20 protein-coding genes are annotated in these 18,668 nt (G+C 67.5%); 10 read left to right on the top strand and 10 right to left on the bottom strand.

Features of this window, described 5'->3' with window-relative positions:
* Nucleotides 1-56 precede the first annotated feature (56 nt).
* From ACTIL2_RS13175 to ACTIL2_RS13165, 3 genes are all read right to left on the bottom strand, one after another.
* Nucleotides 57-380 carry an ArsR/SmtB family transcription factor gene (locus tag ACTIL2_RS13175; protein WP_442337928.1) on the bottom strand — a complete coding sequence of 108 codons (324 nt, stop codon included), beginning with the start codon at nt 378-380 and terminating at the stop codon, nt 57-59.
* An 83-nt stretch (nt 381-463) separates the two neighbouring features.
* A complete protein-coding gene (locus ACTIL2_RS13170; protein WP_442337927.1) occupies nt 464-766 on the bottom strand; it encodes a transcriptional regulator in 303 nt (100 codons plus the stop codon).
* Nucleotides 759-1,226, bottom strand: coding sequence for a hypothetical protein (locus ACTIL2_RS13165; RefSeq protein ID WP_442337926.1), 468 nt, complete (start codon nt 1,224-1,226; stop codon nt 759-761). Before ACTIL2_RS13165 ends, ACTIL2_RS13170 begins: the two co-directional genes overlap by 8 nt.
* Before the next feature lie 85 nt (nt 1,227-1,311).
* On the opposite strand from ACTIL2_RS13165, the gene ACTIL2_RS13160 reads away from it, so the two are divergent.
* The 5 genes from ACTIL2_RS13160 to ACTIL2_RS13140 all read left to right on the top strand — a co-directional run bounded on the left by ACTIL2_RS13160 (nt 1,312) and on the right by ACTIL2_RS13140 (nt 5,684).
* Complete coding sequence (locus tag ACTIL2_RS13160) at nt 1,312-1,695, top strand: RidA family protein (RefSeq protein ID WP_442337925.1); 384 nt, start codon at nt 1,312-1,314, stop codon at nt 1,693-1,695.
* A gap of 344 nt (nt 1,696-2,039) precedes the next feature.
* On the top strand, nt 2,040-3,188 hold the full coding sequence (locus tag ACTIL2_RS13155) for a FecCD family ABC transporter permease (RefSeq protein WP_442337924.1): 1,149 nt from the start codon (nt 2,040-2,042) through the stop codon (nt 3,186-3,188).
* The gene (locus ACTIL2_RS13150) at nt 3,185-4,147 is read left to right on the top strand and encodes an ABC transporter substrate-binding protein (RefSeq protein WP_442337923.1); all 963 of its coding nucleotides are present in this window, start codon (nt 3,185-3,187) and stop codon (nt 4,145-4,147) included. The genes ACTIL2_RS13155 and ACTIL2_RS13150 overlap by 4 nt, the downstream gene beginning before the upstream one ends.
* Complete coding sequence (locus ACTIL2_RS13145) at nt 4,144-4,950, top strand: ABC transporter ATP-binding protein (protein ID WP_442337922.1); 807 nt, start codon at nt 4,144-4,146, stop codon at nt 4,948-4,950. The genes ACTIL2_RS13150 and ACTIL2_RS13145 overlap by 4 nt, the downstream gene beginning before the upstream one ends.
* Nucleotides 4,947-5,684: a class I SAM-dependent methyltransferase gene (locus tag ACTIL2_RS13140; RefSeq protein WP_442337921.1), complete on the top strand. Its 738-nt coding sequence runs from the start codon at nt 4,947-4,949 to the stop codon at nt 5,682-5,684. The genes ACTIL2_RS13145 and ACTIL2_RS13140 overlap by 4 nt, the downstream gene beginning before the upstream one ends.
* Nucleotides 5,685-5,904: 220 nt before the next feature.
* On the opposite strand, the gene ACTIL2_RS13135 is transcribed toward ACTIL2_RS13140, so the two are convergent.
* The gene (locus ACTIL2_RS13135) at nt 5,905-6,588 is read right to left on the bottom strand and encodes a TetR/AcrR family transcriptional regulator C-terminal domain-containing protein (RefSeq protein WP_442337920.1); all 684 of its coding nucleotides are present in this window, start codon (nt 6,586-6,588) and stop codon (nt 5,905-5,907) included.
* A 109-nt stretch (nt 6,589-6,697) separates the two neighbouring features.
* Here ACTIL2_RS13135 and ACTIL2_RS13130 point away from each other — a divergent pair, with 109 nt between their 5' ends.
* Both ACTIL2_RS13130 and ACTIL2_RS13125 read left to right on the top strand, forming a co-directional pair.
* Nucleotides 6,698-7,786, top strand: coding sequence for an oxygenase MpaB family protein (locus tag ACTIL2_RS13130; protein ID WP_442337919.1), 1,089 nt, complete (start codon nt 6,698-6,700; stop codon nt 7,784-7,786).
* Between the two features lie 2 nt (nt 7,787-7,788).
* Nucleotides 7,789-9,183 (top strand): aldehyde dehydrogenase family protein, encoded by a 1,395-nt coding sequence (locus tag ACTIL2_RS13125; protein ID WP_442337918.1) that lies wholly within the window; start codon nt 7,789-7,791, stop codon nt 9,181-9,183.
* Between the two features lie 32 nt (nt 9,184-9,215).
* On the opposite strand, the gene ACTIL2_RS13120 is transcribed toward ACTIL2_RS13125, so the two are convergent.
* Genes ACTIL2_RS13120 through ACTIL2_RS13105 form a run of 4 tightly spaced genes read right to left on the bottom strand, consistent with a single transcriptional unit; the run spans nt 9,216 to nt 11,795 of the window.
* Nucleotides 9,216-9,398 (bottom strand): hypothetical protein, encoded by a 183-nt coding sequence (locus ACTIL2_RS13120; RefSeq protein WP_442337917.1) that lies wholly within the window; start codon nt 9,396-9,398, stop codon nt 9,216-9,218.
* A gap of 17 nt (nt 9,399-9,415) precedes the next feature.
* A complete protein-coding gene (locus ACTIL2_RS13115) occupies nt 9,416-9,601 on the bottom strand; it encodes a hypothetical protein (protein ID WP_442337916.1) in 186 nt (61 codons plus the stop codon).
* Nucleotides 9,601-10,134, bottom strand: a complete 534-nt coding sequence (locus tag ACTIL2_RS13110; protein ID WP_442337915.1) for a hypothetical protein — start codon at nt 10,132-10,134, stop codon at nt 9,601-9,603. Before ACTIL2_RS13110 ends, ACTIL2_RS13115 begins: the two co-directional genes overlap by 1 nt.
* On the bottom strand, nt 10,101-11,795 hold the full coding sequence (locus ACTIL2_RS13105) for an ABC-F family ATP-binding cassette domain-containing protein (RefSeq protein ID WP_442337914.1): 1,695 nt from the start codon (nt 11,793-11,795) through the stop codon (nt 10,101-10,103). Before ACTIL2_RS13105 ends, ACTIL2_RS13110 begins: the two co-directional genes overlap by 34 nt.
* A 223-nt stretch (nt 11,796-12,018) precedes the next feature.
* Here ACTIL2_RS13105 and ACTIL2_RS13100 point away from each other — a divergent pair, with 223 nt between their 5' ends.
* Both ACTIL2_RS13100 and ACTIL2_RS13095 read left to right on the top strand, forming a co-directional pair.
* On the top strand, nt 12,019-12,510 hold the full coding sequence (locus ACTIL2_RS13100) for a hypothetical protein (RefSeq protein ID WP_442337913.1): 492 nt from the start codon (nt 12,019-12,021) through the stop codon (nt 12,508-12,510).
* 78 nt (nt 12,511-12,588) lie between these two features.
* Nucleotides 12,589-14,091, top strand: a complete 1,503-nt coding sequence (locus tag ACTIL2_RS13095; protein ID WP_442337912.1) for a YibE/F family protein — start codon at nt 12,589-12,591, stop codon at nt 14,089-14,091.
* On the opposite strand, the gene ACTIL2_RS13090 is transcribed toward ACTIL2_RS13095, so the two are convergent.
* A complete protein-coding gene (locus tag ACTIL2_RS13090; RefSeq protein ID WP_442337911.1) occupies nt 14,025-15,386 on the bottom strand; it encodes an SLC13 family permease in 1,362 nt (453 codons plus the stop codon). The genes ACTIL2_RS13095 and ACTIL2_RS13090 overlap by 67 nt on opposite strands.
* A 251-nt stretch (nt 15,387-15,637) precedes the next feature.
* Here ACTIL2_RS13090 and ACTIL2_RS13085 point away from each other — a divergent pair, with 251 nt between their 5' ends.
* A complete protein-coding gene (locus ACTIL2_RS13085; protein ID WP_442337910.1) occupies nt 15,638-17,014 on the top strand; it encodes an MFS transporter in 1,377 nt (458 codons plus the stop codon).
* Here ACTIL2_RS13085 and aztD read toward each other — a convergent pair.
* Nucleotides 16,995-18,302, bottom strand: a complete 1,308-nt coding sequence (aztD, locus tag ACTIL2_RS13080) for a zinc metallochaperone AztD (RefSeq protein ID WP_442337909.1) — start codon at nt 18,300-18,302, stop codon at nt 16,995-16,997. The genes ACTIL2_RS13085 and aztD overlap by 20 nt on opposite strands.
* Between the last annotated feature and the right edge of the window lie 366 nt (nt 18,303-18,668).

Raw genomic sequence — 18,668 nt, 5'->3', positions numbered from 1 at the left:
GGCATCGGAGGCTTGTCACCGTTGGAGCGTGTTCACAACCTCACGGGGAACTACAGCTAGTGCGCGTGCGTGCCACCGAGGTGATGCAGGAGCTGGTGGACGCGGTCATCGGTCAGGGCGTAGCGCATTCTCCGGCCGTCGCGGGTGGCGGTGACGATGTCCGCCGCGGTGAGCAGTCTCAATGCCGCTGATGCGGTGGCGGTCTTCACGTCCGCCCGCTCGGCGAGCTCCGACATGCTGACCGCCCCGGGCCCGACGTAGTGCAGGACGGTGAGGAGACGGAGTCTCGTTGGGTCGCCGAGGAGGCGGAAGGTCTCGGACCAGTCGTCGGACAGCGCACAGATGTGGGCGAGGGCGCCTTCGTCGTCCGTCCCAGTCATGTTTCACGAGGATAGTGCGGTCGGTCGACGCGCGTGACCCCAACGTGGAAATGCCGCACGGTTCGACTGTGGCGGCATTCCGGTCACTCCCGTCGGAGGATCTCCCGGAGCGCACGGACGTGCGCATCGAAGGCATCCCGTCCGCTCTTCGTCAGTGACATCCACATGACCCGTCGCGCATCGCCGCGATTCTTCGACGATGTCTTCCCGGTGCGGACGTAACCGGCCTCGGTCAGCGTCCTGACGCGCGTGGAGAGGGTGGCGTCCGATACCTCGAGCGTCTCCCGCACCGTGGCGAAACTGATCTCGTCCACGTTCCTCAGCAGCCCGCAGATCCGGAGGTTCAACGGCTGGTGGATGACACGATCGAAATCTGCCTCATCCATGGACGATCTTCTGTGCGGCAGCGCGGTAACTCAGAGCGAGAATGGCCACGTTCAGAACGAACGCCCCTGCGCAGGCGAGAGCAATCACCCACCTCACCTCGAAGGCGGCGGCGCCGAGCGCCACCGTGTTCAGCAGCATGAAGACGACGAACAGGCCGATACCCGCCAACAGCGCGTCCCAACCCGCCTGCTTCAGTTTGATTCCAAGATGACGTTCAATGAGGTATCCCACGAGGAGCATCACCGCCAGGACCAGGAGGGGGATATCGAAGGAGGGAGCCTCCTCGTTCATCTTCGCATCTGCGAATCGTGCGATCATCCAGGCAGGCATGAGCCCGAGTGCACAGAGAAGCACCCACGGAACACGCACGCCAGCGGCGAGCTCCCGGCGGTCCTCGGCGAGAGCATTGAGGGTGTGAGCGGCTTCCTCGGCCTCAGGACGTCTGGTTTCACTTTCCATGTTGGCAACTGCAACGATCACTTTCCGGGTCGGCAACTGATATCCGCGCACAGCACGGAGACATTCCGCTGGTAGCCTCGCGCCCATGACTACCGAGCACTTCTTCAGTCCGGAGTTGCACCAGTCGACAGCACCGTTCTCCCATGCGGTCATCCATGATGGTCTGGCGTATACAGCAGGGGTCATCGGGCAGGATCCTGACACCGGCGCCGTCGTTTCCGACGATGTCCGTACCCAGTGCTCCGCCATGCTCGACAACCTCGGGACACTCCTGGAAGGAATCGGGGTCAACCGTTCCGATGCCCTGCGCACCACCATCTACCTCACCGACTACACAGACTTCGGCGCGATCAATGACGTTTACGGTCAGTGGTTCTCCGAACCGTACCCTGCACGAACAACGATCCAGGTCGCCGCATTGCCTCTCGGAGCCAAGGTTCAGATCGACACAGTCTTCCGCTCGTCCTGACGCACGGCGATCTGCCGTTGCAACTGAGCGATGGGCACTCGCCACAGGTTCCTCAGCGCACCGCTTTATCCATTCCAACTGAAGTGCAAGCCCTCAAAGCGGTGCGATCAGGGACAGTGCCCGGCCAGGACGTCGGGCCAGGCCGGGCGCGGTGTCTCTGCGCATCGCACTTGGCGCTACGTGTGCCGGACTGGCGGTTGTGGTCCGGTCGGGGCCACGGATGGTGTCAGAACGTAGGGCCCACGGAAACGACAGGAGAGCCACATTTCCCGCAGGTAAAACCTTCATTCAAACAGTCAATTGAATGTGGTATCGGAGACGTGGAGCAGATAACGTGAGGATGCGTGACCGCCCCCGCCGACACCGCCGACCGCGCCGACTCCGCCGACCACGCGGAGCGACGCGTCCGCAAGACCGCGCCCGACCCCCTCGGCTTCCGCACGTCACACCACAGGACGCTCGCATGGACGACGGGCCTTGCCGCCCTCCTGCTGGTCACCGTCATCCTCAGCGTCGGTATCGGGTCAGTCAGCGTCTCCCCCGCCGACTCCGTGCGCATCCTCTCCCACCACATCCTCGGTACGGCCCTCGACCTGACCTCGCCCTCTGACGACCTCGCCCGGCACGACGCCGTCATCTGGACCATCCGCGCGCCCCGGGCCATGCTCGGCGCCGCCGTCGGAGCGGGCCTCGCCATCGCCGGGGTTGTCCTGCAGGCCTGCGTCCGCAACATCCTCGCCGATCCGTACGTCCTCGGTGTGAACTCCGGGGCCTCCGTCGGCGCGGCCGCCGCCATCCTCACCGGCATCGGTGCCGGCTTCGGCGACTACGCACTGCAGACCAGTGCCTTCCTCGGCGCCGCGCTGGCGAGCCTGGTGGTCTTCGGCGTCGCCAGGACGGGCGGACGCATCACTTCGACCCGGCTGATCATGGCCGGCGTTGCGGTCGGCTACGCCCTGTCCGCACTGACCAGCTTCATGATCTTCGCCTCCGACTCCGCCGAGGGCAGCCGCTCGGTCATGTTCTGGCTGCTGGGGTCACTGGGACTGGCATCCTGGTCCGGGGCCCTGCTGGCTACCGTTCTCGTGGTCCTGCTGGTCACCGCCGTTCTCCTGGTCCTTGCCCCCCGGATGGACGCCCTGGCCGCCGGCGACGAGACAGCACTGACCCTGGGCATCAACCCGGACCGGATGCGGATCGTCCTGCTCGTCCTGTCGTGCCTGCTGGTCGGCACGGTGGTGGCGATGGCCGGCTCGATCGGCTTCGTGGGCCTGGTCGTCCCCCACCTTGCACGGCGCCTCGTCGGCGGCGCGCATCGCGCAGTCATTCCGGTGTCCGCCCTACTCGGGGCCATTCTGCTGCTGTGGGCGGACATCGGATCGCGCACCCTGCTCGCCCCACAGGAGATCCCGATCGGCATCATCACCGCCATCGTCGGCGCCCCGTTCCTGCTGGTCCTCGTCCACCGCATGCACAAGGGGGCGACGGAATGAGGAGTCGCACACTGACAACCATCGTCGCGTCCTCGCTGCTGGTGGCGTCCTGCAGCGCCTCGGACAGCGCCGAGGACGGGGACGCGATCAGCGTGGAGAACTGCGGCGACACCGTCACCCTCGACGCACCACCGGACAACGTCACCGTCCTGAAACCCGCCGCGATCAGCACGTTGAGCGAACTGGGGGTCCTGGACCGTGTGACCAGCCGCGCCGGGCAGTACCCCACCGGCTACTACGACGATGCCACCAACGACACCCTGGCGGACATTCCGTCGATCACCGATCAACTGGACGGTTCCGGGCACCTGCAGATCTCCCGCGAGGAGGTCGTCGCGACCGGTGCCGACCTGGTCCTGGGCGAGACGGACACGGTGAACCGGCGGACGATGGCCAGCTCCAGCATCCCCGTGATCGAGGAGCCCGCGCTGTGCGGTGACATCGATGGCCCGGTGACCTGGGACGACGTGTGGGACCAGGTCGAGCTCTACGGCACCGTGTTCGACAAGCAGGACGAGGCGGCGTCCTATGTCGCTGACCTGCAGCAGCGTCTGGATGCTGTGCCAGGTGGCGATGACCGGGACATCGCCGTGCTCTACCCCACCACCGGCGGCGGGGTGACCTACGCCTACGGTTCCGGGTCGATGGCCACACCGCTGGTGGAGAGCGTCGGAGCATCCAATACCTTCCACGACCAGACGAAACGCGTTTTCGAGGTGACGGGCGAGGACATCGTGGACCGCAATCCCGACGTGATCCTCGCCCTCTACTCCGCCGGCGACGGGGAACAGGTCAGGGACGCTGTCAATGACCTGCCCGGAATCGGGACCACCACTGCCGGACGCGAGCAGCGGATCCTGCCGATGCTGCTGAACTTCGCCGACCCACCGACACCGCTGGCCGTCGACGGCGCGGAGAAACTGCACGACTACCTGAACGGCACGGAGGGACTGACATGATCGAGGCGGAGAACATACAGGTCAGCTTCGGCAGCGTGACCGCCGTGGACGGCGTGACCGTGGACATTCCCGACACCGGCACCGTCGGCCTGGTCGGCCCGAACGGCTCGGGCAAGACCACACTGCTGCGCGCGTTGTACGGCGCGGTGCCGCTGGCCAGCGGGCGCGTCCTGTTGGACGGAACGGACCTGGCATCCGTTCGCCGCCGCGAGATTGCGCGGACGGTGGCCGTCGTCGCCCAGGAACGGGACGCCGCGACCTCCGGGATGCCCATGACCGTGGCATCACTGGCGATGCTCGGGCGGCTGCCGCACCAGTCCTTCGGTGCGCACTCTGGCGGGCAGGACCGGCTGATCGTCGAGGGCGCACTGGATGCGGTGGGGATGACTGAGCTGGCCACACGCGATGTCGATACGCTGTCCGGTGGTGAACGGCAGCGCGCGTTGATCGCCCGGGCGCTGGTGCAGCAGGCCCGGCACGTGCTGCTGGACGAACCGACGAACCACCTGGACATCCGCTACCAGCACGAGATCCTGGAGCTGGTCAGCAGCCTGCCGGGGTCGGTGGCGGTGCTGCATGACCTGAATCTGGCGGCGCGCTACTGCGACCGGCTGGTGGTGCTGGACCACGGGCAGGTGGTGGCGGAAGGGACCCCGGACGAGGTTCTGGTGCCGTCGATCCTGGAGCCGGTCTACGGACGCCCGGTGACGCGGGTGGACGTGGACGGGGAAATCACGTTGGTCTTCCCACGCAGGACGGAACGGACACAGCACACACGCCAGAACGTGGAGGTCAGCCAGTGACGACAGCAGTGATGACGACGGCGACACGCCAGCAGATCCAGGAACGGCTGGATGCCTACTGGTCAGGGCGCGCGGCCGACTACCACGCCCACCAGGTGTCGGGGCCGCGTGCGCCCCTGGACAGGGAGTTGTGGGCGGACGTGGTCGGTTCACGGTTGCCGTCGTCCGCGAAAGTCCTCGACGTCGGCACTGGCTCGGGCTACCTGGCGAATCTGCTGGCGTCCGAGGGGCACCGGGTGACCGGGATCGATCACTCGCAGGGGATGATCGCCGCAGCGTCCGCCGTCGGCGGTACTGCGCGGTTCACCCTCGGCGATGCCCACTCCCCTGATGTTGCGCCCGGTTCCGTCGACGCCGTGGTCAGCCGGTACGTCCTGTGGACACTGCCCGACCCAGTCGCCGCGGCGACCGCGTGGCGGACGGTTCTGCGACCTGGCGGTGTGGTCGTCGCGGTGGACGCGACGTGGTTCCCGAACGGGGTGGACCCGTCCATGAAGGTGCCTTCGGCGGACGGGGAGGACGCCTTCGCTTCGACGTACTCGCCCGCCACGTTGGGGGCGCTGCCGCTGGGAATGGCCGGTTCGGCCTCGGAGTTCGCCGATGTCTTCCGGGCGGCGGGGTTCGCGTCCGTGTCGGTGGAGGCCCTGCCGCAGGTCGCAGAACTGGACCGGCGTTTCGGCGTCGCCCCCGGCCACAAATCACGTCCACACTTCGTGGTCACGGCTCGGGGTTAGTGACCACGTCAATGCGTCTCCGATGGCGGAGCGCACCCCGGTCACCCTGTCACCCCAGACGCGTAACAGTGGAAGCCGATTCTGTCCTTCACGGTCAACGCAGATTGCCGAATCGGCTCCCATCCTTACGCTTCGGTCGCTCCCCAACCCGATTGGTCGAGACAACGCCAAGAACAGCGGGCCACACCGATCGCTGCAGGGAAGTGAGCAGGTTGAGCAACTACGTCCCGGATGACGTCCTTTCGAGCTGTGCCTCCGCGCCCGCAATGAAGATCTCGATGTTGAGGTCCAACTGCTTCTCGTCATAGGTGGTGGCGTTGAGCCCGGAGATCCGTGCCAGTACTGGGAAGTCATCCCCATCGCGCTGTTCCAGGGCAGCCTGGAGGATATCGGCACGGGGGGCACCGTCACTCCGGGTCGCCAACGCCACGTCCCGCGCGTATGCGAGGCAGATGTTGCTCAGCATGGACAACGTCCGCATCGCACCCTCGTCGTCGAAGCCGGCGTCCACCATCAGTTGCAGCACCGTTTCCGTGGGCTCAAGCACCTTGGTGACGTAGAGGTCGCTGAGCCGTATGCGGTCAACCAGCATCCCGGCCGCCACGGTGCTCCTGGTGAAGTTGCGGGCGTAGTGCCTGCAGGCGTCCTGCCAGGTACCGACGGAAGGATTTTCCGATGCACTGAAGCTCGTCGAGAACGCATCCATCGCCACCAGGGACAGTAGTGTCTCCCTGTTGCTGACGTGGTGGTTCAGAGCTTTCCGGTCAACCCCCAGATGGTCCGCGAGCGCCTGCATCGTCAGGTCGTCGGCGTCGAGTGACCGCGCGGCCTCGATGATTCTCGGCAGGGTCAATCCAGCCCTGCTGCCGACGGTCCTCGATGCCGGTGTGGACGCTTTCCTCATTCGTTCGTTTCCCTCTCGAATTGACATCGCGTTGTGATTCACCTTACACTTCCGCCACCGTGAGTTCCCGGCCGGGAATTCATCTTCTTCCTGACCCGAGGAGTGGACAATGACCACAACCACCGACGCCAGCGACTTCCGGATCATCACCAAGGAACGACTGGAGGGGAACGCCCAGCGATGGAGGCGGTTCGGGGAGCCTGTCCCCGCCGGAGAATCCCTCGACGAGAACGGGGATCCCGACTACGGGATCTTCGGCCCGGACTCCGTCGTCTGGGAAGTCCTGCTCCACCCGGCGACCATCGTCTTCCAGTACGCGTTCCAGGGACTGTTCCAGTCCGTCTACCGCCCGGTCATCGCCGGTGTCCGGGACCATGACCCCCTTTCCCGGAAAACGCTGAAGGGGACAGTGACGATCTTCGACCTCTTCGAACGCGGACAACGCAATTCGGGCATGCACGCCCCGATGTGGCTCGGCGACACCGCGTCGGCGAAACTCATGTGGAAACACCTCCACCGCATCCACACCAAGGTGGCCGGTCCGGTCATCGACGTCGGACAGCCCGAGTTGGGCGGTTACGGCGCCGCGGAACCCCGGGACGCCATGTGGGCGGCACTCACGGAGATGCACTCCATGCTCTGGCTGTACGAGAACTTCGCCTTCCGCGACGGCAAACTCCCCCACCGTCTCTCCGACGAGAAACGCGACCGGTACTTCGAGGAGGTCGCGGAATACTGCCGACTCGTCGGCGCACCCGAGGACGAGATCCCCCACTCCAAGGCGGACCTGGACGGCCTGTACGAGAAGTACTCCGACCTGTTCGGCACTCCTTCCACCATGCCCATCTGGCCGGACACCGGCGAAGACTTCGCGATGGCGATGTTCGGGCTGTTCAAGGAAAACTTCCACCGTTCGCAGCTGCCCGCACTGCTCTACGCCGGCATCCTCGACCACGGCCTGTTCCGGCAGCTGGCGGCCGGCGCCTCCTCCGGGAAAATGCGTGAGGCCATGGGAATGGGACCGCTCCGGTCACGGGTCGCCGTCATCGGCACGAAACTCGCGCTGCCGCTCGTCTGGGTTCTGCAGCGTGGCCCGTTCGAACGGCACTACATGCGGCTGATGTGGGGGCCGGACGGTGTCCGTCTCATCAAGCACGCCCGTGCACTGCGGGACCGGCTCCAGGGAAAGGCATCGTAGCAATGACCGACAGCACAACCATCCCCGACACGGTGGAGGGCCTCCGCGCAACCTTCGACAGCGGGGTGACACGGCCACTGGAGTGGCGTCGCAACCAACTCGAGTCACTGTCCCGGCTGCTCACCGACAACGGCCCACGCATCGAGGCCGCATTGTGGAAGGACCTGCACAAGAGCTCCACGGAAGCCCAGTTGACCGAGAGCGGCGTCGTCCTCTCCGAACTCGGCCACACCCTGAAGAACCTGGAGAAGTACATCCGGCCCCGCCACGAGCGCCTGCCGTTGAGTCTCCAGCCCGCCAACGCGCGCCTGATCCGCGAGCCGCTCGGGGTAGCGCTGATCATCGCGCCGTGGAACTACCCGGTCCAGCTGACCTTCGCTCCCCTGATCGGAGCACTCGCTGCGGGAAACACCGCCCTGCTCAAACCGAGCGAACTCACCCCGTCCGTCTCCGCGGTCATCGCCGACCTGGTTCCCCGCTACCTCGACAGCCGTGCGGTACAGGTCGTCGAAGGCGGTGTCGAGGAGACCACCGAGGTTCTCAGGCAACGCTTCGACCACATCCTCTACACGGGCAACGGGACCGTGGCGAGGGTCGTCGCACGTGCCGCGGCGGAACATCTCACCCCCACCACACTAGAACTCGGCGGGAAGTCACCCGTCTGGTTCGACGATGACGCACACCTGGACCAGGTTGCCCGACGCCTCGTCTGGGGGAAGTTCCTGAACGCCGGACAAACCTGTATCGCCCCCGACTACATCCTGACAACCCCGGACAGGGTCGGGGCCCTCACCGGTGCACTCCGAACGGCGATCTCCGCGATGTACGGGGACAACCCCGCGGACAGCCACGACTACGGGAGGATCGTTAACGCGCGGCACTTCGACAGGCTTGTCGGTTATCTCGCGGACCAGGAGCCTGCGGTCGGAGGACGCCACGATGCCGATACCCGCTACATCGAACCGACCGTCCTCCACGCGCCCGCCCCGGACGATGGCGAGCCCACCTACATGACGGAGGAGATCTTCGGGCCCATTCTTCCCATCGTCCCGGTGTCCGGGGTCGATGCCGCGATCAACTACATCAGAGCACGGGACAAGCCACTGGCCCTGTACGTCTTCACCGGATCGGAAGAGACCAGGGAGGCATTCGTCTCACGCACCTCCTCGGGCGGTGTCGGACTGGACGCCCCGATGCTGCACGCCGGTGTCCCTGACCTACCTTTCGGCGGGGTCGGCCCCAGTGGAATGGGCGCGTACCACGGCCAGTACTCCGTGGACACCTTCAGCCACCTCAAGACGGTTGTGCAGAAACCGCACGCGCTGGACAGCCTCCGGTTCGCCCAACCCCCGTTCACGACCATGAAGAGGTCGATCGCCCGTTCCGGCGCCCGGTAGCCTCCCTCCCCGGGTTCCCGGCAGATCGTCAGCTACATCACGAACCACATGCACCAGATCGTGGCCAGGACCAGGGCGCCGGCGAAGACCCACGAGACGACGTCGGAGGCAGTGACGCCCGGGCCTTCCTCGTACTCGTCGTAATCCTCATCGACCGACTCAACCGCGTCGGGCGAGTCGACCGGGTCGGAGTCGGTGTTCATGTCGGTACTCATTGGCGATCCCCCACTCCTCAGATCAGGAAGACGAAGCAGAACACCGTGGCGAGGATCATCACCGCGGCGAAGATGAGCGAGATCACGTCCTGCGTGGAGGATCCCGGGACGTCCTTCTGCAGGTGCGCCTGGATCTCCTCCTGCGTCACCTCGGGTTCCCCGGTGTCGACCGCATCGGTCCCGGTGTTCATGTCGGCGGCCATCAGCCGGTCACCAGTCCCGTGATCTCGTAGCCGAGCGTGCCGATGACGATCAGGAACACCACGGCGATGAACCAGGTGTACGCCCATTTGCCCCGGTGGTCGGAGCGCCAGAACCGGCGGAGACTCAACGTCCCGCTCAGCACCGCCGCCAGGCACAGCGTGATGCTGATCGGCGTCGCCAACGCTCCGGCGATGCTGATGATCGGAGCCAGGAGCGGAACCAGCAGGTAGGTGATCGTGCACCGGACCGCCGAGAACACGATGGCCCAGCGGAACGCCCGGTGCGCACCGGCCAGCTCCGTGCGGTCGATGTCCTTGATCCGGAGCAGTCGCAGCATGAAACGGTCCGCGCGGGACACGGACGTGCGCGTCTCGGCGGGCGCGAAGTTCTTGCGCTCCTGGCGTGCCGGACGCTGCGCAGGAGTCTCGGAACTCACGGACGTGGCGGGCGCGTCGGACGTCGTCGGCGCATCCACAACCTGACCTGAGCTGCCGGACTCTACGTCCGAGAGGAACTGGCGTGTTGCGGGCATGCACCTAGATTAGCAGCAGAGCCGCCAGACACCATTTCTGCGGAGTTCCCCAGCTCCATCCGCCGCCACCCCGCGAGGTCCCGCAGCATCTGCCGGTCGTGGGTGGCAACGAGGACCGCCGCACCCGTCCCCTGCACCGCCGACGTCAGCGCATCGACCAACGGTGCCGACAGGTGGTTCGTCGGCTCGTCGAGGACGAGCAGTTCAGGACGCCCCGCCAGGACGAGAGCCAGGTGCAGCCGCCGCTGCTGACCCTGCGACATCCTACCCACCGGCGTGGAACGCGCCTCCCGGTCGAGGAGACCGAGGGAGGTCAGCCCCGGGGCGGGCGGCTCCGCACCCATCGCCAGGACATGGCGGTCGTAGACCTCCGCGGCGACCATTCCCGGCTCGGTCCACACCGGTTCGTGCTGGGTCAGGACGCCGACGCGCACGCCGCCGTGGACCAGGCAGCGTCCCGCGGTCGGCTCCACGGCGCCGGACACCACGTCGATGAACGTGGACTTGCCTGCACCGTTCGGCCCGGTCAGCAGCCACCGGTCCCCGCCGGTGACCTCCATCGACACCGGCCCGTCCAGGCGGCCGGACACAGCAACGCCGGTGCAGGTCAGCAGCGTCTTTCCCGATGGGGCGTCCACCAGGGGCCACCGCAGCTCGAGTGGCGGCTCCGGGACATCGACCGCGTGGGCGTCCAGGGCATCCTGCCTGCGGTGCAGCGTCTGGACGACACCGTCCGCCCGGGTCGCGCGGCCGTGCTTGGCGGAGCCCTTCCCGGGACGCCAGCCGGTCGTCAACCGGCCGCGGGCGTCATCCACCGCGGACGCCAGCCGCTGGTGTTCAGCGACCTGGGCGGCGTACTCCTGCTCCCAGCGCTCGCGGTCCGACCGGCGCCGGCCGACCCAGTCGTCGTAGGTGCCGGTGAACGTGCGCGGCCGCCCGTCTGAGGTCGGGTCCAGGTCCAGGTAGGTGCCGCGGCCGTCGGCGGTCAGGTCGCGCAGCAGGGCACGGTCGTGGCTGACGACCGCCACCCCGCCCGGGTAGTCGAGCAGCTGCGCGGTCAGGAAGCCCAGTGCTGCGGCGTCGAGGTGGTTGGTCGGCTCGTCCAGCAGGAGCGTGTCCGAGCGTTCGGCGAGCGCGCAGGCCAGACGGACGCGGTACCGCTGGCCGTGGGAGAGGGTGAGCAGTTCGCGCCCCCGGTCCGTGCAGGCACCCAGGCCCGCCAGGGCGATGTCCACCCGGCGGTGGGCGTCCCAGGCGTCCAGGGCGGTCGCTCGGTCCAGTGCCTCAGTGTAGGCGTCCTCGGCTCCGTCGTCCCCACTGGTCAGGGCGCCGACGGCGGCGTCCAGGTCGGACAGCGCTGCGTCGGACGCTGCGGTGGACAGCGCGGTGAGGTCACCGACGGTGAGTCCGGGTGAGGCGTCCATCGACTGGCGGACCAGGGTGACGGATCCGGCGGCGGTCAACGTGCCGGTGTCCGGGGCGCGCTCGCCGGCGAGGGTGTGCAGCAGCGTGGTCTTGCCGGTGCCGTTCTCGCCGACGACCATCAGGCGGTCACCGGGGGCGACCGTGAGGTTCACCCCGGTCAGCAGGCTGCGTCCTGCGACGGTGACGCCGAGGTCGGACGCGGAGAGATGTTTGTTGCGGGTGGTTGTACGGGACATGGGTGGTCTCCAGGAGTCTTCCGGAGCCGGACAGCATTGATTCCACCGCCCGGCCCCACAGTGCGTGTTGATTGCTGTGGCCGGAGGACGGCGGAGGAGGAAATCAGAAGGTGTGAGTGCTCCCCGCCGTCAGCGGCGGGTCCGGAGCCTCATCGATGCAGTCCCTGTATACATGCCGACACTGTAACATGACTGTCAACAACTGAAAGATCGGGAAAACTTCATGCGCTCACGCTTATTCACCATTACGGTCACCGCCAGTGTCTCCCTGGTACTGGCAGGATGCACCGGTTCCGACGACGCCCCGGCGTCCACCTCCCCGACGACGACGTCAACGACCACCGCAGCAGCAACGTCCAGCAGCGTTGCCCCGGAGCCGAGCGACGGACCGTCCCCGACGCCGGGCGGTGATGCCCCGGTCGTGACCCCGGAACCCGCACCGCAGCCCCCACCGGAACCGGCACCGGAGCCGGAGCCACTGCCGGAACCCCCGACGCCGCCGGTCACCGGCCCGCAACTCGGTGACCAGTGCATCGGCGCCGACATCGGACGCACCTCGGTCAACGCCGACGGCGCGGCCATCATGTGCGACAACTATGTCTGGCAGCTGGACCAGGGACAGCCCCCCACCCACCCGTGGGTGGACGGGCAACGTGAATGGTCGGAGTGCATCGAGAACAACACCGTCGAGGAGTGCCGCGAACAACTCAACTGATGACGGCTACTCTCAAACGGAGCAGGCGCACCCGACGGTGCACCACACCCCGCACGAGACCAGAAAGCAGCCGACGCTTTGGGACGCCACCACGCACCCCCACCCTCCAGGAACACGAGCAGCGCAGACGAGCACAGCGGGCGCGACCCGCACAGCGACTCCCACGCCCAGCTCGACGCCGCGGCCCACCAGGGCCACAGCCATGCGCACAGCCATGGCACCGCCGACGACCGTCCGTGGCGTGAGCGTGTCCATCCGCGGAACCTCGACCCCCGCCGCATCGAGTGGACACTCCCCCGCTCCATCCTGTTCATCGCCCTGGTAGCCGGCTTCATCGCCACCGCCGCCGCGGTCGTCGTCCAGTGGCCGGCGGGCGAGGTCGGCACGGAGGAGGGCTTCCACCAGACCTCGAACCTGGCCCGCGAGATCTCCGAGGGCACCGTCGCCCTGGAGACCACCGGGTCCTGCAACTCGACGTCGATCGGCCGGTCCTTCGACACCGCCCCGCCCGCCGAGCACCCCAGTTCCATGCCCGCCGAGGGGGCGGACGGGGCGGAGGCGGCGTCCTGCCCGCAGGTCATCGTGGACATCACCTCCGGGCCCGACGAGGGACGCCGCACGCTGCTCGCCGTCACCGACGCCGAGGGGTCCCCGGACCTTCCCGTCGGCAAGGACGTGCTGCTGAGCACCGACGTCGCCGAGGACGGCTCCCACACCTACGCCTTCCAGGACTACGAGCGCACCACCCCGGTGTGGATCTGGCTGGTCATCACGTTACTGGCGATCGTCGCCGTCGGAGCGTGGCGGGGCTTCCGCGCCATCGTCGGCCTGGCCGTGACCCTGGGTGTGTTCGGGGTGTTCCTGCTGCCCGCCCTGGCGCGCGGCGGGGACCCGGTCTTCCTGGCGGTCACCGCGTGTTCGGCGGTGCTGTACCTGGTGCTGTTCCTGGTGCACGGGATGAACTGGAAGACGGCATCCTCCCTGGGCGGGACACTCGCCGCGATGCTGGCCGGCACCGCCCTGGCATGGTTCGCCATCGACACCAACGAGCTGCGCGGCCTCGCCGACGAGAACAACATGCAGATCATGCTGTACCTGCCCGAGGTGTCGATCAGTGGGCTGCTGCTCGCCGGGTTCATCATCGGCACGCTGGGCGTGCTGAACGACGTCACGGTCGCGCAGGCGTCCACCATCGCCGAACTGCGGGAGGCGGCGCCCGGCGCGTCCAACCTGAAACTCTTCACCACGGCGATGCGCGTGGGACGCGACCACCTGGCGTCCACGGTGTACACGCTGGTGCTGTCCTACGCCGGTGCCGCCCTGCCCCTGCTGGTGCTGCTGAGCATCTCCGGACGCAGCCTCGGGCACATCCTGACCTCGGACATCATGGCCACCGAGATCCTGCGATCGGCGACCGGTTCGCTGGCCCTGGTCGCCGCGGTGCCGCTGACCACCGCGATCGCCGCGGTCACGACCTCGACCGTCTGGCGGCGGTCGACCCGTGCCCCCGGGGATCAGAACGGCAGGAACACCAGCAGCCACGCCAGCAACGGGCCGATCACCACGACAACGCCGGAGTAGACGAGCATCTGCCGGAAGAACCCGTCGCGGTGGGCGGCGTCCACGTTGGCCAGCACCATCGCGCCGTTCGTGGAGAACGGGGAGACATCCACCACGGTCGCGGCGATGGCGATCGCCGCCGCGGTGCCGGCCACGGGGAGATCACCGTTGACCAGGAACGGGGCGGCCATGGTGATCGCGATGCCGATGGTCGCGATCGACGACGCCAGGGCAGAGACGATACCGGAGAGGTAGCACAGCAGCAGCACGCCGATCAGCGGGGCCCCGAGCGACGCGATCGCGTCGGAGATGACGTCCACGGTGCCGGCGGCCTCCAGGACCTCGATATAGGTGATCATGCCGCCGACCAGCACGATCGTGGACCAGGACACGTTGTTCAGCGCCGTGTGCGATGCCGCCGGGTTCAGGACCGCCAGGCACCCGCCGATGATCAGGGACACCACGCCGATGTCGAGGGCGAAAATGCCGGCGCCGATGACCAGGGCGGCCAGGCCGACCATCGTCACAACCTGGTACCAGCCGATCTCCGTGCGGGTCGCGGTGGGTTTCGTTCTCGTCATCCCCGAACCCGTTCCGGTGGTGCCGAGACCGACCGGGAGGTCGTCCCGCGCCCCCGGGTCCCCGTGCTCCGCGGCGAGGTGCTCCAGATCGGACTTCGCCCGGGCGCCGAAGAGGTTGCGTCCCCCGAGGAAGAGATAGACGATGAGCCCCATCAGGACATTGAAGGCCAGCGCCATGAGGAACAGCGTCCACTGGTGGTTTCCCAGGTCGTTGTTGCGCAGGAAGTCATTGACGAAGATGCCGTACACACTCAGCGGGGACAGGAGCCCGGCCATGCCGCCGTGGACGACCATCATCCCCATCATCAGCTGGTTGATGCGGTAGCGGCGGGCGAAGGGGATCGCCAGCGGCGAGATCACCCCGATGGCGAAGATTGCGCCGATGGACATGAATGCCCCGGTCAGGGCGAAGAATATCCAGGGCATCACGGCCCGGTTGCCACGGACCGCCTTCATCGCCCAGTCGAGGATGATGTCGATGGTCCCGTTCTGCTGCGCGAAGCCGAACAGGTAGGTCAGCCCCATCAGGGCGATCAACAGGTCGACCGGGAAACCACCGAAGGCCTGGGCGAAGGCGCCATCGGCACCACCGCCCTCGTCGTCGCCGAACCCCGGGACCGCGAGGCCGACGATGAAGGCGCCGACCAACCCGAGGATTCCCAGGTTGATGTTGCGCAGGGTACCGATGAGGAAGATCAGCACCAGAACGGTGATTGTCAGGACGTGCGGGCTCACGGCGCTCCCCGGTGGACGGATTATGGACCGCTGTGATGATACTCCTCCGGGCAGCGCGTCAGGGGCGACTCCTCCAGCCACCTGGACGGCACCGGTTGGTGGAGGGTTCCGGTGGCGTCCGGCGATCCGCTGGGGGACTCACCCCTGACGCTCCTCACGTGATCCCGCCTTACTATCGGGAACGGTTTTCATTATTGCACCGGGGAAGTCCCCCGTCAAGGACCGCATCGGTTACCGTGAACATGGTGGAGATGGCACAGCGCACGCCCGACGGTCTCAGCACCGCCCACCGGTGGACGGTGCTGGCGATCTGCGCATCCGCAATGCTCCTCGTTGGCCTCGACACCACCATCGTCACCGTCGGACTGCCGGAGATCGGGGACGCCACCGGCGTCGGCACCGACCGTCTGGCATGGGTCGTCGACGCCTACACCGTCCCCTTCGCCGCTCTGCTGATCACGTCCGGGGCGCTGGCCGACCGCTTCGGACGCCGCCGCGTGTTCCAGACCGGACTGACCATCTTCGGACTGTCGTCCCTGGCCTGTGCGTCGGCACCGTCGCTGGAGCTGCTCGTGGCCGCCCGTGTCGTCCAGGGCGTCGGCGCGTCCATGCTCACCCCGGTCGCCCTGGCCATCGTGGTCAGCGTGATGACCGACCCGCGGGACCGGGCCCGGGCCATCGGCATCTGGAGCGCGACCTTCGGGCTGAGCCTGGCGATCGGCCCGGTGACCGGCGGCGCACTGATCGCGGCCCTCGACTGGCGCGCGGTGTTCTGGATCAACGTCCCCCTGGTCCTCGCCGCGCTCGTCCTGGTCGCCCTCCTGGTGCCCGAGTCCCGGGCGGTGCGCCCACGCCGGCTCGACCTTCCCGGCCAGGCCCTGCTGGTCGTGATACTCGGAATCGCGGTCGCGCTGCTGATCGAGGGACCGCACCTGGGCTGGGGTTCGCCCGCCGCCGTCACCGCCTACGCCATCCTGGCTGTGGGAACAGTGGCCCTGTGGTGGGTTGAATCGCACCGCACGGAACCGCTGATCGAAACGGGGCTGTTCCGCAACCGCGGCTTCTCCGGAGCGATCGTCGGCGCAGTGGCGATGTTCATGGCCTTCAGCATGGTCCTCCTGCTTGCCACGCTGCTGCAGGGCGGCCAGGGGTACTCACCCGTCGCCGCCGGTGCCGCGACGCTGCCAATGGCACTGGCGACGCTGCTCTGCGCACCACTGTCCGGTTACCTCGTGGGACGCCTCGGCCCACGCCTCCCCCTCGCACTCTCCGGCGCGTTCCTGCTGGCCGGAGGCGTGGTACTGATCAGCCTCGCGGTGGAGGCGAGTATGCCGCAGCTGGTCGTCGCCTTCGTGTTCACCGGGGCGGCGGTCGGCCTGTCCGGGCCCCCGATCACCAGTACCGCCGTGGCGAGTCTGCCACCGTCACGGACGGGCGTGGCCGGCGGCTTCACGTCCACTGCCCGGCAGGTCGGCATCGCCCTGGGCATGGCCGTCGGTGGAGGGGTTGCGGCGGCCGGCATGACGGCGTCCGGGATGCTGCCGGGGTGGATCATCGTCACGTCCTGCGGCGTGGTCGTCCTCGGGGTCGCCGCCTGGGGCGTGGACGCTACCCGGTCACGCCGGTGAGCTCGTTCGGCGTCTCCGGCAGCTCGGCGGAGGTCAGGACCTCGCCGTCGGACAGGTCCACGACATAGATCTGATTGGAGTCCGGCTCGGTGACGTAGCCGCGGTCACCCTGGGTGAACAGGGTGGGACTGGGCTTCTGCCAGTCCACGGGCTCCTCCCACTCGTCGATCACGTCCCAGGTCGCAGTCACATCCCCGGTACCCGGGTCGATCACGTGAATCCTCCCGTCCGTCCCCAGGACCAGCGCCTCCCCCTCCGGGCCCCGCGCCAGCGAGCGGAAGCTGTAGGACGTCCCCACATCCACCAGCCGCAGTTCCCCGGTAGCAGTGTCGATGAGGCTCACGCGCTCGGGACGCTCGATCTCGTCGTCCGCGAGGTCCTCCTCGACCTTGTAATCGCCGAGCACCACGGGCGAATCCCCGGAACCGGCCTGGTTGCCGATCCGCCCGTAGGGGTCTGGCGCGTCCACCTTGGAGAATCCGCCGTCCCTGAACAACAGGATCCCGTCCTCGCAACCGAAGGCGACGGTGTCGTCGGCCGCGGTGGCTTCGCCGTGCACGCCGGGGCAGTCGTCGCTGGATGTGAATTCTTCGCCGTCGGCGTCGTGGGCGACGACAGTGTCGACGGACTCCTCGGTCCCCTCCGTCCGGAGGACCGTACCGTCCGGCAGCTCAACCGCCACGCCGTGGTGCGGTTCGTCCGCCTCGGCCGTCTCGACCTCCCCGGGGTCCGGGATGTCGCCGGTCAGGAAGGAGTCGGCGTCCAGGAACTGGATCTTCCCGTCACCGTCCCCGAAGAGGACGACCCTGCCATCGTGGCTGACGACATGGCCGGGGGTGTCGGTCCCGAAGACGGTGTCCGTGAGCTCCGGGTCGCCAGCGAAGCTGTGGGTGTGGTCGCCGTGCGGCTCGGTCCACGCACCTGCATCGATGACCCGGAAGCCCTCGGACGTGGACAGCAGGACATGCCGTCCGTCGCCCACCGGATTGAGCCGGTTGAACCCGTCGATCCGCTCGTCGGAGATGACCTCGAGGGTCTCCGCGTCCAGCGTGAGGACGCCACCGTCGTAGGTGGTGACCAGCCTGGGCTGAGCACCGGCGACCTCCTCCGGCTCAGCGTCGACGGCGTCGGACGTCCCGGTGTCGGTGACTGCCGCGGTGGTACCGGAGCCCCGGTTGCCCGGGCCGCCGTCACGGCCGTCGTCGGCTCCTGCACACCCGGCCAACACCAGGGTCGTTGTCAGGGTCGCCGCGATCGTTGCCGCGGTCGCAGTGCGGTGGCGCATCATTACTCCTCTTGTTGATAATGATTGTCGTTTGCATTACGAGGAGTGAGACTACACCACAACCACGCCGCCGGGCGCAGCTTCACCTCCGCCCCGGTTCGCCCCGACACGATCCGGATCATCACCCCGGCTCAACTACGGGACCGGGAACGTCCCAGGCGACGACACAGGTCAGCCGACCAACCAACCCCTACCCCCATGTTCGGAGACGGGCCAGCGGGCACCGCTGTGATCATGTGTCTGGAGTAAACTTTCGCACCGCCAGCGAGTGGACGGAACCAGCCACCAGGGGTTTTTAACGAACGATCGGCTGGGGCGGATTCTAGCGGTCGTCGCAACACCCTCACGGGTAGCGGATCTGCTTAATCG

This window comes from Corynebacterium sp., from assembly GCF_052107835.1.
Lineage (GTDB): Bacteria > Actinomycetota > Actinomycetes > Mycobacteriales > Mycobacteriaceae > Corynebacterium.
The sequence above is the reverse complement of the archived record's forward strand: the minus strand, read 5'-3'. Positions and strand labels throughout refer to the sequence as shown.

Bases quoted from the DNA above. Each gene is read 5' to 3' on its own strand.
- ACTIL2_RS13160 (WP_442337925.1), top strand. From the start codon at position 1,312: ATGACTACCGAGCACTTCTTCAGTCCGGAGTTGCACCAGTCGACAGCA.
- ACTIL2_RS13145 (WP_442337922.1), top strand. From the start codon at position 4,144: ATGATCGAGGCGGAGAACATACAGGTCAGCTTCGGCAGCGTGACCGCC.
- ACTIL2_RS13110 (WP_442337915.1), bottom strand. From the start codon at position 10,134: ATGCCCGCAACACGCCAGTTCCTCTCGGACGTAGAGTCCGGCAGCTCA.
- ACTIL2_RS13115 (WP_442337916.1), bottom strand. From the start codon at position 9,601: ATGGCCGCCGACATGAACACCGGGACCGATGCGGTCGACACCGGGGAA.
- ACTIL2_RS13100 (WP_442337913.1), top strand. From the start codon at position 12,019: ATGCGCTCACGCTTATTCACCATTACGGTCACCGCCAGTGTCTCCCTG.
- ACTIL2_RS13085 (WP_442337910.1), top strand. From the start codon at position 15,638: ATGGCACAGCGCACGCCCGACGGTCTCAGCACCGCCCACCGGTGGACG.
- ACTIL2_RS13170 (WP_442337927.1), bottom strand. From the start codon at position 766: ATGGATGAGGCAGATTTCGATCGTGTCATCCACCAGCCGTTGAACCTC.
- ACTIL2_RS13120 (WP_442337917.1), bottom strand. From the start codon at position 9,398: ATGAGTACCGACATGAACACCGACTCCGACCCGGTCGACTCGCCCGAC.
- ACTIL2_RS13135 (WP_442337920.1), bottom strand. From the start codon at position 6,588: ATGAGGAAAGCGTCCACACCGGCATCGAGGACCGTCGGCAGCAGGGCT.
- ACTIL2_RS13105 (WP_442337914.1), bottom strand. From the start codon at position 11,795: ATGTCCCGTACAACCACCCGCAACAAACATCTCTCCGCGTCCGACCTC.
- ACTIL2_RS13165 (WP_442337926.1), bottom strand. From the start codon at position 1,226: ATGGAAAGTGAAACCAGACGTCCTGAGGCCGAGGAAGCCGCTCACACC.
- ACTIL2_RS13175 (WP_442337928.1), bottom strand. From the start codon at position 380: ATGACTGGGACGGACGACGAAGGCGCCCTCGCCCACATCTGTGCGCTG.
- ACTIL2_RS13150 (WP_442337923.1), top strand. From the start codon at position 3,185: ATGAGGAGTCGCACACTGACAACCATCGTCGCGTCCTCGCTGCTGGTG.
- ACTIL2_RS13125 (WP_442337918.1), top strand. From the start codon at position 7,789: ATGACCGACAGCACAACCATCCCCGACACGGTGGAGGGCCTCCGCGCA.
- ACTIL2_RS13130 (WP_442337919.1), top strand. From the start codon at position 6,698: ATGACCACAACCACCGACGCCAGCGACTTCCGGATCATCACCAAGGAA.
- aztD (WP_442337909.1), bottom strand. From the start codon at position 18,302: ATGATGCGCCACCGCACTGCGACCGCGGCAACGATCGCGGCGACCCTG.